The 12,894-nt window shown below is 60.4% G+C and carries 10 protein-coding genes and 2 pseudogenes; 9 read left to right on the top strand and 3 right to left on the bottom strand.

Features of this window, described 5'->3' with window-relative positions; genetic code table 11:
• Nucleotides 1-798: 798 nt before the first annotated feature.
• Nucleotides 799-1,692 carry a LysR family transcriptional regulator gene (locus ACQY4K_RS05595; RefSeq protein ID WP_428394168.1) on the top strand — a complete coding sequence of 298 codons (894 nt, stop codon included), beginning with the start codon at nt 799-801 and terminating at the stop codon, nt 1,690-1,692.
• Nucleotides 1,693-2,277: 585 nt separating this feature from the next.
• Here ACQY4K_RS05595 and ACQY4K_RS05590 read toward each other — a convergent pair.
• A pseudogene (locus tag ACQY4K_RS05590) lies at nt 2,278-2,592 on the bottom strand (transposase); the annotation flags it as partial.
• A gap of 238 nt (nt 2,593-2,830) precedes the next feature.
• Between ACQY4K_RS05590 and ACQY4K_RS05585 the strand changes: the two are divergent.
• Together ACQY4K_RS05585 and ACQY4K_RS05580 are read left to right on the top strand one after the other, a co-directional pair.
• Entirely contained in the window at nt 2,831-4,045 is a 1,215-nt protein-coding gene (locus ACQY4K_RS05585; RefSeq protein ID WP_428394166.1) for a recombinase family protein, read from the top strand.
• Entirely contained in the window at nt 4,000-4,926 is a 927-nt protein-coding gene (locus ACQY4K_RS05580) for a helix-turn-helix domain-containing protein (protein WP_428394164.1), read from the top strand. Before ACQY4K_RS05585 ends, ACQY4K_RS05580 begins: the two co-directional genes overlap by 46 nt.
• 28 nt (nt 4,927-4,954) lie before the next feature.
• On the opposite strand, the pseudogene ACQY4K_RS05575 reads toward ACQY4K_RS05580, so the two are convergent.
• Together ACQY4K_RS05575 and ACQY4K_RS05570 are read right to left on the bottom strand one after the other, a co-directional pair.
• A pseudogene (locus tag ACQY4K_RS05575) lies at nt 4,955-5,861 on the bottom strand (transposase); the annotation flags it as partial.
• 200 nt (nt 5,862-6,061) lie between these two features.
• Complete coding sequence (locus ACQY4K_RS05570) at nt 6,062-6,262, bottom strand: hypothetical protein (RefSeq protein ID WP_428394162.1); 201 nt, start codon at nt 6,260-6,262, stop codon at nt 6,062-6,064.
• Between the two features lie 437 nt (nt 6,263-6,699).
• Between ACQY4K_RS05570 and ACQY4K_RS05565 the strand changes: the two genes are divergently transcribed.
• The 6 genes from ACQY4K_RS05565 (at nt 6,700) to ACQY4K_RS05540 (ending at nt 12,894) form a co-directional block, all read left to right on the top strand.
• Nucleotides 6,700-7,056: a hypothetical protein gene (locus tag ACQY4K_RS05565; protein WP_428394161.1), complete on the top strand. Its 357-nt coding sequence runs from the start codon at nt 6,700-6,702 to the stop codon at nt 7,054-7,056.
• Nucleotides 7,028-9,091 (top strand): hypothetical protein, encoded by a 2,064-nt coding sequence (locus tag ACQY4K_RS05560; RefSeq protein ID WP_428394159.1) that lies wholly within the window; start codon nt 7,028-7,030, stop codon nt 9,089-9,091. Before ACQY4K_RS05565 ends, ACQY4K_RS05560 begins: the two co-directional genes overlap by 29 nt.
• 4 nt (nt 9,092-9,095) lie before the next feature.
• The gene (locus ACQY4K_RS05555) at nt 9,096-10,577 is read left to right on the top strand and encodes a portal protein (protein WP_428394158.1); all 1,482 of its coding nucleotides are present in this window, start codon (nt 9,096-9,098) and stop codon (nt 10,575-10,577) included.
• A 71-nt stretch (nt 10,578-10,648) separates the two neighbouring features.
• The gene (locus tag ACQY4K_RS05550) at nt 10,649-11,194 is read left to right on the top strand and encodes a hypothetical protein (RefSeq protein ID WP_428394156.1); all 546 of its coding nucleotides are present in this window, start codon (nt 10,649-10,651) and stop codon (nt 11,192-11,194) included.
• A 126-nt stretch (nt 11,195-11,320) separates the two neighbouring features.
• Nucleotides 11,321-12,694, top strand: a complete 1,374-nt coding sequence (locus ACQY4K_RS05545) for a DUF4043 domain-containing protein (RefSeq protein WP_428394155.1) — start codon at nt 11,321-11,323, stop codon at nt 12,692-12,694.
• Nucleotides 12,694-12,894 carry a hypothetical protein gene (locus ACQY4K_RS05540; protein ID WP_428394153.1) on the top strand — a complete coding sequence of 67 codons (201 nt, stop codon included), beginning with the start codon at nt 12,694-12,696 and terminating at the stop codon, nt 12,892-12,894. The genes ACQY4K_RS05545 and ACQY4K_RS05540 overlap by 1 nt, the downstream gene beginning before the upstream one ends.

Below are 12,894 nucleotides of genomic sequence, written 5' to 3'. Positions count from 1 at the left end.
GAGGAGGCAAACGGCTGAGAGCGGCCGCTCAGGCGGAGATCGTCCGCGGCCAGGTCTCAGCACTCGGCAGAAGGTCGCGACTGTGCGAGCACTGCGGGACGACGCTCTCGAGCAAGGGACCCTGCCTTGGCAAGGAACGTCACCGAGACGTCGAGCGCGCGAAGTGGCGGCTCTGGCGCGGTCGCTGGAAGGGTAGCCTGATCAGGCTGGCCAAGGTCCGAGATGGCTCGGGAGCGCGAGCATCCGCCACATCGTGGGCGTCCGCTCCCTGCGGGGCCATCTTGATGATCTGCTCTCCTATCTGGAGGCGAACCAAACTGCGTCGGTGAATTACGGTGCTCGCCGGCCACCCGGCGAACCAATCTCGACGGCGTTTGTCGAGAGCGCAGTCAACGAGATCATCGCCGAGCGCATGGTCAAAAGCAGCAGATGCGCTGGAACCAGTGGACCGTGCAGCCCTTCCTCGACGTTCGCGTCGCCGTCATCGACGGCACTCTCGAGAGATCGTTCCGCCAGATCTACTGTAACTTTCGGGCGGCGAACGACGTCTACCCCACCTCGACACACGACCTACGCCGACCTTCTCACGACCCTCGCCCGGTAGGCAGAGCTCGGCGGCGAAACGCCAACGCGGGAGCAGCGCTACGGGCTGAACCGTCTGCTCCCGCCAGTAGCGGCAGAGGACCTTGCGAACGGGCGAGCTCGAGAAAAGTGCCGACATCATGTCGATGCAACCTCGGCATCGATGAGGAAGTCGGATAAGAGAAGCGCACCTCGCGCGATCAGGGAGCATCCGGGATGGATTTCCAGCACATCCGCTACTTCCTTGCCTTAAGCCGAACGCTCAACTTTACCAAAGCCGCGGAGGCTTGCCACGTCAGCCAGCCGGCGCTGACGCGGGCGATCCAGAAAATGGAGGACGAACTCGGCGGCCTGCTATTCTCGCGCGAGCGCAACAACACCCATATGACCGAACTAGGCCGGCTGATTGAACCGCATTTGGCCGAGGTCGACTCTCAAACGAGCGAAGTAAAGCGGACAGCGGAGCGCTTCCTGAAGCTCGACAGGGCCAATTTCACGCTTGGCGTCATGTGCACAATCGCCCCAGTCCAGTTCGTAAGCTTTCTCAGTCGGTTCAGAACGGAGAACCGTGGCATTGAGGTCACGCTTCTCGAATCAGTTCCCGACCAGCTTTGCGAGCTTCTCCTGCAGGGGAAGCTGGACGCAGCCCTTATGGCGCGCCCGCAGGGCTTTCCGGAACCGCTGCGAACCACCAAACTCTACACGGAACCGTTTGTCATCGCCTGCGCCGCTGGTCATCGCTTCGCGGCGAGATCCGAGATTGCGATGTCGGAACTTGACGGAGAATTCTACTTCTCCCGGATCAACTGCGAATTCTACGATGTGCTGGACGGCCTCTGCCGGAGCCAGGGCGCAAACCTTATCAAATCCTATCAGAGCGAGCGGGAGGACTGGATTTTGACAATGGTGGCGGCCGGGCTAGGCGTGTGCTTCCTGCCCAAATACACCGCCGTGTTCCCAGGGGTCGTGGGCTGCCCGGTGGTTTCCCCATCCGTGGCACGCGACGTCTGCCTCGTTACCGTAGCGGGGCGCCGCCAGTCGGCGCCCGTCGGAGCCTTCGTTCGTTCGGTCAGGCGCTACGACTGGCCCGCGATGACTCCGGGGGGTTGAAGGAGGCTTATATCTTTCAACTTCCTAACCGAACTTCATGCACTGCCTATCCCATATTTTCTCACGGTGTCTCCGATTCCGGCCGTGGTAGCGAAGTGTCGACGGCAACTGGCTTGTACTTCTTTGATAAGCGGGGAAATTCCGTGTCTTGCGCGCGGCTCTCACGTGCCACGGTGGGCGACATCATTCTTGTCGTATTGAACCTGCGGTGTAAGCGTTCGCTGATCATTGCGGCTGACGCGCCGGCTGTCGGACATAACAATCTCTGACCTAACAAGAAAGAGCGTTGAGCACCATCTCGCTGCTGCACAGCCCGCTCATCCCTCATGGCAGCGTAGCCCGCCCGATCATCAACATCATGCAAGAAGAATGTTGGGAACATTGGGCTGTTCGGCATCTCTCGCGCTAGCCCGGATTTCTCACAGGGTCTTTGGTTGCGTTCCTGGTGACGCGGTGCCGGGCGGCACCTGGTTGCGCTGGTGCTGATATCCCGAAAAACTCCGTGTTTCGGGCGCGGCTTTCCGGCGCCGCTGGTGCGGCGTTGGTCCGTGGGGCATTGGACTTGCGGTGTCTGGTTCGTGCCGATCAGGTGCCAGCCTTTCGAAGCATGGCGTGCGCCAGCGCGAACTCATACTGACACGGGTATGCGGATGCCATGGCAATGCTGATTCGGCGCACGCTGGTGCGCACGAGCGCGCCGATCTTGAGCAGCTTGAGCCGGATCGTGTTGCAGGTGGCGGTGGCGAACTGGGTGTGTGCCAGCCCGATGCGGCGCAGTGCGCAGAGCAGCACGTAGGCGGCCGACGCGAACCAGAGCCGGAGCTGGTTGGCGCGCATGGTGGCGGCCGAAGTGCGCCCGGCAAACATGTCGAGCCGGCATTCCTTGATCCGGTTCTCGATGCTTTCCCCCTACTGCGTCTGTAGAGCAACTTCTAGCGATCGAAGGACCGCGACTCGACCGCGTTGCATTACTCGCTTTGGTCGAATGGATCGCGAGGCGGCATGCGGCCGACGCACCCCACGGTAGCCATGACCTGGTCTAAGCTGCCGGCACCGACGCGCCGACGCATTGCCGTCCTGCTGGGCCACCTCGCTCGTCATCCCCTGGCATCCGCTCCCGTTCGGGGCGACGTTGGCCGTGACCGGCGTCCAAGCCGCGAGGAGCGATATGATAACTCTTTCGGAGAAGGTGCGGGGTCGCCATCGGGACCGGCTTGCCATCGTCTATGTCCGGCAGTCGACACTGCGGCAGGTCGAGCAGCACCAGGAGTCGACACGGCTGCAATATGCTCTGGTCGAACGCGCTCTGCATCTCGGCTGGGCTCGCGAACGAGTGGAGGTGATCGATGACGACCTGGGCCGTTCCGGCGCCTCTGCGGCCAACCGCCCTGGCTTCCAACGGCTTGTAGCCGAGGTCGGGCTGGATCATGTCGGGCTGGTGCTCGGCATCGAGATGTCTCGCTTGGCGCGATCGTGCCGGGACTGGCATCAGCTGCTGGAGATCTGCGCTCTCTTCGACACGCTCATTGCGGATGTGGACGGAGTCTACGACGCGGGACTTTTCAATGATCGTCTGTTGCTGGGCTTGAAGGGCACGATGAGCGAGGCCGAGTTGCACATCCTGAAGGCCCGCATGCTGGAGGGGCGCCGGGCGAAGGCGCAGCGCGGCGAGCTGTTTTTTAATTTGCCGCGTGGCTATGTGCGCGGTCGGGCCGGTGAGATCGTGCTTGATAGTGACGAGCAGGTGCAGGCGACGGTCCAGCTGGTGTTTGACACATTCGAGCGCCGCCGCACGATCAACGGCGTGCTCAGCTACCTCGTCGCCCGCAACATCCAGCTCCCATTTCGTGCCCGTTCGGGAGCGCCAAAGGGAGAATTGGAATGGCACCCAGCGAATCGCTACACGCTCTCGGAGATGCTGCAAAGCCCGCTCTATGCCGGGGCCTATGCTTATGGGCGCCGTAGCGGCAAGTCGCCAGGGCGACCCAGCGCCGGTCGGCTGGTTACTGAAAAGGCGGTTTTGCTCAGGGGGCGTCTGCCTGCCTACATCAGCTGGGAAAACTACGAGCGGAATCTGCAACAGGTGGCAGCTAATCGCAGTTCGCATTGCGGCGTTCCTCGCGGCGGTCCGGCTCTGCTTGAAGGGCTGATAGTCTGCGGCCGCTGTGGCCAGCGGATGGCAGCACAGTATCCGAACAGCGGTCGCTTCCAGCGTTACGCTTGCTCCCGACTGGCGGTGAACTATGGCGCGCCGAGCTGCCAGTCGCTGGGCGGGCGTGCCCTGGACGCCCTGATGGGCGAGTTGATGTGCAGGCGCTCGCGCCGGCTGCCCTGGAGGTCAGTCTGCAGCTGACGGAAGACCTGGAATTGGAACGCGCGGGCTTGCACCGGCAGTGGCAGCAGCGGTTGGAGCGGGTCCGCTATGAAGTGGAACGGGCGCGACGCCAGTATGACGCCGTCGAGCCGGAGAACCGGCTGGTGGTCCGCACCTTGGAGCAACGCTGGGAGGCTGCCCTGGCCGACGAGTTGCGCCTGAAGGATGAGTTCGAACGGTTCTTGGCCGAGCAGCCGTTGCCTCTGACGCCAGACGAGCGAGCGGCGATCAAGCAAGTGGCCTGCGATATTCCGGTAATTTGGACGGCGCCCAGCACCACGGCCGCCGACCGGCAGGCAATCACCCGGTTGATGCTGGAACAGGTCATCCTTACCGTGGAAGGCGAGAGCGAGATCGTTCTTGTCGAATGTCACTGGGCTGGCGGCACGCGGACAAAGCATGACTTGCGACGTCCGGTGGCACGGCTAACGCAGTTGAGCGACCATGTGTTCCTGCTTGAGCGCATTCGCGACCTGCATGCCAAAGGCCTGAAGGCGCCGGCCATCACGGTAATCCTGAACACCGAGGGGTGGTGCCCACCCAAGCGCCGCGCGACCTATACCGCTGCCATGGTGCGTGACCTGCTTCATCGTATCGGCGCGCCCGTTGCCCAGCGCTCGCAGACGGCCGACCGCATGGTAGGACGGGAAGCAAATGAACTGACGATCGACGAACTTGCGTTACGCCTCGGAGCACCGCGCAACACAGTTCATCGCTGGATCCAGCGAGGGGTCGTCGTCGCGCGCAAACTGCCAATGCCGACCGGCGGGCTGTGGCTCATCCGGGTGGACGAAGCCGAAATCGCCTGCCTGCGTGACCGCCGCCAGCTAAAGTGTATACCGTCCCACCAAACCCAATGAGGCTTGAATCGCATCATGCCGGTGAGATCTCCATCTCGCCGCGAGCGCAGTAGATCGTCTCGTAGAGATATCGCTCCGCGACATCGTGGCGTCTGAGCGAGGTGACGACAAAGCGCGGGTTGGCCTCCCCGCCGGTCCATTCGGCCTTGCCGATGACACGACGGGCGCGGCTCCAGCTGTTCAGGGTCGACCAGGCAAAGTCGCGAAAGCGACGCGCGGGCTTGCCGCTGATCTCCGCCTCGAGACGGGCGTCGGCCATCTCCGTCTTGATCTCGTCCACCGAGCCTGCCGCGGCGTCGATATTCGAACGCCGCAGCTTGGCGGCCAGCAGGTGCCGGCCGCAGAACACGTAGAGCGGCAGGTAGCAGTAGCAGTCATAATAGCCATGGAAGAACCTGCCTTCTTGGTGCCCGTGCAACGGATCGTCGGTGGCGTCGAGATCGAGCGTGATCTGCGCGGGCGGTCTGCCACGCGCATCCAGGAAGACGTCAACGAACAGGCTCTCGAACGCCTCCGCGTCCGCGGTGAGCTTGCCGTAGCGAGTGGGAACGGCACCGCTCAATTTCAGTCGGTTGAGCGTGCTCTTGCCAGCCAATGGCGCGCAGTCTCCACGCCGCGCAGCAAGCTTGCCGGCCAGCACAGACAGAACCGGGTCGTGACGCAGTTCGTCATGGTCGATCAGGTCCTCGTAGCCCAGCGCGATGCCCACATTTCGCTGCATCACCAGCGTCTCGACCGCATGCTCGACGAAAGCCGGGTTGCGGGCGTCCGTGAAGCAGACCGCCAGCCGCCGGGTCAGGCCAATGACCCGATCCGTAGCACCCAAAAGGATCGCCCCGGCGTCCGAGGTGATCCGACCACCATCGAACGCCGCAACCACCGCACGGCTTTGAAACGTTCAAACTCAACAGGTTCGGGTTACACTCTGTGGACATCGGGCTCGACGTATACGTCGAGCCTCTGCTGGCCGCAAAGCATCTGTTGCAGAAGAACTTTCGCCCATTCAGAGCCCCGATGCACCCACCTTCTGTGAGATATGCGGGTTTAGAACTCGTTTTCACCTCAACACGTTGCGGTTACGTAAAGGAGCTGTTGACGTGGGACCCGACTTTGAGTATAACTGACGCATACTGAGTTAGTTGCGCCCGCCGCTTAAATGCGCTGCGGGCTTTTTTTGTTTCAAAATTTGAAGCGGATCCTCATCATGTTCGCAGGCCTTGGGCAGCTCGTAGGTGGCGATGTCGTTGCGACTGGAGCTTCGATTTATGTCGTATATAGCGTCGATGGGGATGAGCTTACAATGTTTAGGCTTGGGATCAAGAGTGAAGTCCGCCACCGCGCAGATGTCACAACTGAACATTGGTCTGATGTAGCGCTCAGCGGACTGCCATTACAGGACCTAATCATTCGCTGTGTTCCGATACGCCGACACGGCACTTGGAACCTCACAAAATTGGGTTCAGTTTCGGAGAGCCTACGCTTGAAGGTTGGGGTGGCCCTGAGACGGGAGATGCAAGCACGTCATGTCGAGGGATCACCCCCTATGCGAAGCAATCTGATGGCGTCAACGAGTTCGAATGGCCGCCGCGTCGGCGTGGCACGTCCCGCCTAAGCCCCGTGGATCAGAGATCTAAGGTATCGTCCCTGGGACGAAGCAGGCGACAATCTGCCGCCCCACTCGCCGACACCCAAAAGGGCCGCGAGCCCTCCATTGAACGGTTTTTGGTTGCTCTTGCCAGAACTGGAAACTACAGCCTTGCGTGTCGAGCAGGTATGCTGAGCCGCCGCGATGTCAGCGATTTACGGGCCCGGGACAAGAACTTTGCCTTGGCCTTGGACGAAGCGATGGATGACGCCGCAGACATGCTTGAGGCAGAAGCGTGGCGTCGGGCTTTTGAGGGGGTCGCCCAACCCGTTATCAAAGGTGGAAAGTTGGTATGTGACCCGACAACGGGGGAGACGCTGATGGTGCGTCGCTATAGCGACTCGCTTCTCATGCTACTTTTACGTGGCAGCAAGCCGGGGAAGTTCTCGTCGCGGGTAAGGCCAAGTACAGGACAGGAAGATTTTGCGCAGATCATCGAGGAGATCGCCGCTGACGATGATCCGCCACGACGAAAAACGGGGTAAGAGCGTTGAAGCGAAGCCTGATGAGCGACGCCCCGCACTAACGGAGCCGCAATGGGCCATATACAAGGCCGGGTGGGATCAGGCAGCGCGCTTTCGGGTAGCGGTATGCGGTCGACGGTTTGGGAAGGCGCTCGCAGTCACGACACGGCTACCCTCCCCCGATGGCTGGGTAACGATGGGTGCCGTGGAAGAAGGTTCCCTGCTGTTCGACGACCGTGGAGCAGTATGCCGGGTCGTACTGGCGACCGACGTCATGCTTGGCCATCGCTGTAGTCGCGTATCCTTTAATGACGGCACGAGCGTTATAGCCGACGACGATCACCTTTGGGCCGTGGAACACGATGGCAAGAACCTGCTCCTCAGGACGGGTGAACTGGCAAGCCGCCTGACGATTTCCCCTTTAGAAATATATGTTATAAAAGCGTGTGCAGCATTGCAGATGTCGCGCTGGGACTTCGGCCGCGATCCTTATCAAATCGGCCGCCTGGGCAGGCTGCATGCGTCCATCGAGTTCGGATCTACCGGCCCGCGTGGATCTGTCCACCAGCGCCTGCGCATTTTGCGAGGACTGATTGAAAGCAATGGCGGTTACCGCTGTCCGACACACTACGGGATGCGTTGCTTAAGCGACACCTTACAACAAGACGTACTCCAGTTGCTCCGCTCGCTCGGCCATCTGCCAAAAGTTGAGAATGGCCGCATCACGTGGTCCAGGTCAGAATCATCCGCGGGCCGCAGGGTCGTTGCGGTAGAGGCGACATTAAGCGTACCGGTGCGTTGTATCCAGGTAGACTCCCCCTCGCGCCTGTACTTGTGCGGCGAGGGGATGATACCGACGCACAATACATTTCTTATGGCCGAGGAAATCAGGAGAGCAGCACGCCTTGCCATTCAAAACAACGTCGGCACAGAGAACGAGATCTGGTACGGCGCACCGACTTTTCTGCAAGCAAAGCGCGTCATGTGGGGTCGCTTAAAAAAGGCCATACCGTCTCGATGGCTTGATGCGCGTCCTAACGAGACAAGTTGTTCGATGCGACTTAAATCCGGACATATCATCCGCATTGTCGGACTGGATGCCTCTGAAAACCTTCGAGGTTCGGGCCTTTGGTTCTTTGGAGGTGATGAGTGGGCCGACTGTAAGCCGGAAGCGTGGACGGAAGTCATTCGACCGATGCTTTCGACCTCGACAGGCCACGCGCTGTTTATCGGAACACCCAAGGGGTTCAACCACTTCCGGGATGCCTATCTACTCGGTCAGCCGGGTGGCGACCGAAGTTACCGTTCTTTCCTGTTCACGACACTCGACGGCGGCAACGTTCCTCCGGAGGAGATAGCCGCCGCACGGATGCAACTCGATCCGAGGACCTTCAGGCAGGAATACGGGGCGAGCTTCGAAAGCTATGCCGGGCGTGTTATCTACGCGTTCAGCAGAGCCGAAGCAGTTAAAGCGTGTCGCCATTATTTGGATCGCGCCGTGCATATTGGCATAGACTTTAACATAAACCCGATGTCTGCTACAGTCTGGCAGGAAGATGGGGCGACGACTGAGCAGATTGACGAGATCATCCTGCCCACGTCGAATACCGACGAGATGGCTGCGGAAATCATCCGGCGATACGGTCGAGTCAGCTTTGATCCGGCGGCGCCAATGGTGGACCACATAATTGTCTACCCCGATCCAGCGGGGGCTCAACGGCGAAGCTCGGCCGCTGGGCGTACCGATATCGGGATTCTACGGGAGATCGGCTTCCGGGTCATCGCAATGGCATCGCATCCGACAGTGCGGGATAGGACAAACGTTATGAACCGCCAATTCCTGTCTGCAGACGGCTGCCGGAGAGCCTTCGTCGATCCGTCCTGCCGCAAATCGATCGAAGCCTACGAGCGGCTCGTATATCGCGACGGCAGTAACGATCCTGATAAAAGCAACGGATACGACCACCTCGTTGATGCCACCGGTTATTACTTGTATGGGCGGACACTGCGTCAAGGTTCCGGTGCAGCCTCAACATCCCAGATAATGGAGCGTTGATTCAATGGACTGGCTCGCCCTTCAGGCCAGAATGCCGCGGGATACAGATCTACCAGAGCGCACCTTCCGACTGAGTGCTCTGGAGGCTGTTTTGGAGGGGCGGCAGTATGACGCTCTCCCGCATGCGTTTTCGCGGGAACGGAGCGATTCCGGCGACTATGTTCCACTGGACGAAAGACGTCCTTCCGTTCGGACCGGCCTCTGTCGGGTTGTTGTCGAGGATTCGGTATCTCTCCTGTTCAGTGAGGGCCATTGGCCCACAGTTCGAGCGAGTTCTCCACAAACTGCTCAGGCGATTGTCGATCTGGTGCGTGAAACACATCTTAATGGGACGATGCTCGAAGCCGCGACACGTGGATCGGTGGGATCGGTGGCAGTTCTGTTTAGAGCTGTCGAAAAGCGTCCATTCTTTGAAGTGATGCCGACGCGCTTCCTGACTCCACGTTGGAACCGGAATAGGCCAGGTAGCCTGCTGAGCGTGACCGAGCGATACAAGGTTACGGCTGCGGATCTCAATGCTCTTGGCTACGAGGTGGACGCCTCCGACACGCAGATGTGGTTTCAACGGCGCTGGGATGATAGGGCCGAGACGTGGTTCCGTCCGGTAGCCGTGGGAGACCTGAGTGCACCGGTCATCGACGAGGAGAGAACCGTCCTGCACGGACTTGGGTTCGTACCAATAGTTTGGATGAAGAACATATCAGGAGCCGGAGGGTTTGATCCAGAAGCGTCCGATGGAGCTTGCACGTTTGCGTCAGGCATAGACACTGTCATTGAGGCCGACTACCTCCTTTCACAGGCTGGGCGGGGTCTGAAATATGGCTCGGACCCCACACTCGTGCTCAAGGATCCGAACGCAGCACTGGGTCCGTCCTCCGGTCCGGTTCGCTCGGGAGGTGCTGCGGGGGCGCTTATGGTTCCTCCCGAAGGAGATGCGAAGCTCCTTGAAATCAACGGTAATGCTGCCGCAGCTGTCCTAGCCCATGTGCAGGAGTTGCGTGCGATCGCCTTGGAGGCGATGCACGGGAATCGCTCCCATGGAGACAGGCTGACGAGTGGGCAGAGCGGGCGGGCTATTGAGTTGATGTGCCAAGGCCTGCTCTGGCTCGCAGATCGACTGCGGATATCATACGGGGAGTGTGGGCTTCTTTCACTTCTGCGGATGGTATGCGCTGCCTCCTCGCGCGTCGCGGGTGGGTTATTGATTGGTGGAACGGCCTACGAAGCACTTGATTCAAGCGGCTTGGCTCTTGCCTGGCCGAGTTGGTTTCCGGCGAGCTTTGCGGATCGTCAGGCACAGGCCGCTACCGTCGCGACACTTGTCCAAAGCGGCGTCATAGACTGTGGGACTGGATTCGAGATAATTGCTCCGCTTTACGACCTTTCGTCGCATCGGGCGGTGCTCGATGATTGTCCTGCCTGTTCGGGTATAGAAGGACCGGGAGCAAGCGAAAGCGCCAAAGGCAGGCGTCCGAAGCATGCTTGATGTCGACACGCTTTGCTGCGGTCGCGCTAGGAAGTAGTTTAAGCTAGGAACGTGAAAGGCTTTAAGGGGACATGGCAGAGCAACGTTTAGAGCAGCCTGATGTTGGTGATGACTCCGTGGTTACGGAGACGACGGAGTCGTCACGTGAACCTACCGAGTTCGAGAAGCGGCTGCGCCGCGATCTGGCGCGTAGTCGTGAGCAGCTCCGCATCGCCCAAGCCGAAAGGGAGGCCGGGGTTGCCTTGGCAGCGCGTGAACGCGACGAGGCGATTGCGGCCATCCGAAGTGAGTCGGCAGCCAGGCTGATCCGGGCGGAGCTGAAGGCTCAGGCGTTAAAAGCGGGTATTGTGGACCTTGACGGCTTGCGGCTTGGGGACATGTCGAGCCTTTCTTTGGATGAGAACGGTAGCGTTCTCGGCGCTGAGATTCTGATTGAGACGCTTCGCCAAGAAAAGCCATATCTCTTTGCGGATGCTCGTGTCGGCATCAGTACAGGGACCACGGGACAAACTCTACGGCCGCCGTCCCCTGCGGCGCCGAGCGTGCTTGATGCGCGTACGCTCCCAAGGGACGCATGGCAGGCGGAGCGCCAACGACTGCTCGGCGGCAGGCATTAGAACAGCCCTAACGTGCGGCTAAGCAGTGACTGAAATTTCCTGAAGTGTTGTATCGGCGCAAGTAGACCGGAGCTCGGGCATCTGTCCTTGGTTGGTTTCCGCGCGCTGTTGTGAAAGAGAGTATACATGGCAATCCAGAACTTCCCGCAGTCGCTGCAGCCAATCATTCAACAGGGCTTTCTCGCCCGTGAGTTTCAAGATGGGCTACAGTCGCGACTCAGCTTTCGGGCGATCGCGGACCGTGAAATCTTCCCGAACCGGATCGGTGAGACCGTGACCAAGACCCGCAAGGGCCTCAAGACGCCTGTGACGACTCCACTCGCACCCTCGGTGAACACCAACTTTGACAATGGGCTTACACCGTCCACGTGGTCGGTGGAGCAGTATACCCTGACAATCAATCAGTATGGCGACACGATCGACCTCAATATGGTCAGCGAGGGCGTTGGTATCGCCAGCCAGTTTTTGGCCAACGCGCGCACAAACGGCGTCCAGGCCATGCAGTCATTGGACCGGATCGCACGTAATGCCTTGTTCGGTGGGGCGGTTGGGGGTGTCGGCGGCTACCTGGGCGGCAATACCCGCGTGATTGTCACGATCACCTCGCCTGCCACCACGGTGCGCGTCGATGATATCCGTGGATTTCAGAACGTGCTCAACAGCTATGGTCAGGTGGTCGGCGTTGGCTCGACCAATGGCATGACCGTCACGGTTGGGGCGAATGCGTATACGCTCGTCAGCGGTGCTCCTGATGCTGTCAACGTTTCCACATCGCCGAGTGGGCTTTCCGGAACGCTGACCTTCTCGACAAACGTTTCTGTATCCGACGCGACGACAGGGCAGCCGGTCATTGCGGCCACGGCGCCGCTCGTGCTGCGGCCGAACGGTCGGCTGACAACCGCGGCACTCGTGGCGCCCACCGGAACCTATGGTGCATCGAGCTACACCCCTGGTGACACGCTGGGCATCCAAACCGTCCTCGGTGCCGTGGCAGCTCTGCGGATGAACAACGTGCCGACCGTGAGTGGTTCCTATAACTGCTACCTCGATGACCAGCAAATGCTTGGGCTGTTCCGCGATGGGGACTTCAAGTATCTGTATCGTGGCGCTTACGGCAGTGAGACCTATCAGGCAGGCTCCATTGTTGAACTTCTTGGTGTCCGCTTTGTGCCCACTACCGAAGCCCCGCAGCAGCTTTCGCTCGGTGCTGGCGCGATCCACCGGGCTATCGTGTGCGGCCAGGGAGCCCTGATCGAGGGTGACTATGCGGATATGGGAAAGATGGACATTCCCGACGCCGAGCAGTCTCTGATGGAGCGTATGGACGACGTGGTGATGGTCACTCGCGAGCCGCTCGACAGACTGAAGCAGATCATTGCCCAGTCCTGGTATTGGATCGGCGGGTTTGCGCTGCCCACGGACGCGACCGCGAGCACCTCGATCATCCCGACTTCGACAAACAGCTACCTCAAGCGTGGTGTCGTCATTGAGAGCCTGTGATGGCCCGACGTCGAGGGGAGGCGCCGGCGGCGTCTCCCAGCGATGTGGTGGCGGTTGAGGTCGGCTTTCGGCTGCGCTTTCCATATGGGTTCATTGACGAGGATGGGACGCACCGCTTCTGGGGTTCGGGGGCTGTGGTGGAGAACACGGACGACCTGGCGTTGCTGCGGGCGAGACGCGTGGATCTTGAGGAGGCATAG

Origin of the sequence: Lichenicoccus sp. (assembly GCF_965276875.1) — a bacterium.
Lineage (GTDB): Bacteria > Pseudomonadota > Alphaproteobacteria > Acetobacterales > Acetobacteraceae > Lichenicoccus.
The sequence above is the reverse complement of the archived record's forward strand: the minus strand, read 5'-3'. Positions and strand labels throughout refer to the sequence as shown.